This window comes from Arthrobacter sp. FW306-1B-F12A (genome assembly GCF_058781865.1).
This window is the reverse complement of sequence record NZ_JBYSXD010000123.1, coordinates 1-533: the sequence shown is the minus strand read 5'-3', so window position 1 is coordinate 533 and position 533 is coordinate 1. Positions and strand designations below refer to the sequence as shown.

The 533-nt window shown below is 65.9% G+C and carries 1 protein-coding gene; it reads left to right on the top strand.

Features of this window, described 5'->3' with window-relative positions; genetic code table 11:
* Positions 1–30: 30 nt before the first annotated feature.
* Complete coding sequence (locus AC3WJU_RS22500; protein WP_441438330.1) at positions 31–456, top strand: Hsp20/alpha crystallin family protein; 426 nt, start codon at positions 31–33, stop codon at positions 454–456.
* Positions 457–533 lie beyond the last annotated feature (77 nt).

Below are 533 nucleotides of genomic sequence, written 5' to 3'. Positions count from 1 at the left end.
AAAGCTGCGATCTGCAAGGAGTGACACACCATGCTGATGCGAACGGACCCCTTCCGTGAATTCGACCGGCTCGCCGAACAGGTGCTCGGCACGACAACCCGGCCGGCGGCCATGCCGATGGACGCCTGGCGGGAAGGCGAGGACTTCGTGGTCGCCTTCGATCTGCCCGGAGTCAACGTGGACTCGGTGGACATCGACGTCGAACGCAACGTCCTGACCGTCAAGGCCGAGCGCCCGGACCCCGTCGGCGAGGGCACGGAACTGATTGCCTCCGAACGCCCCCGCGGCGTCTTCAGCCGACAGCTCATTCTCGGTGACGCACTGGACACCGACGGTGTCAAGGCGAACTACGACGCCGGCGTCCTGACCCTGCGCATTCCGGTGGCGGAGAAAGCAAAGCCGCGCCGCATCGAAATCGAAACCACCGGACAACAGCGCCAGGAGATCAACGCCTGACCCGGCGCAGCCTCACGGACCGGGAGCACCACAGCGGCCCACCATGTGAAGAGGGCGGTCGGGTTCACAGACCACGC

What these genes read in the sequence shown, in the direction of transcription:
- AC3WJU_RS22500 (WP_441438330.1), top strand. Translation starts at nt 31, where the DNA reads ATGCTGATGCGAACGGACCCCTTCCGTGAATTCGACCGGCTCGCCGAA.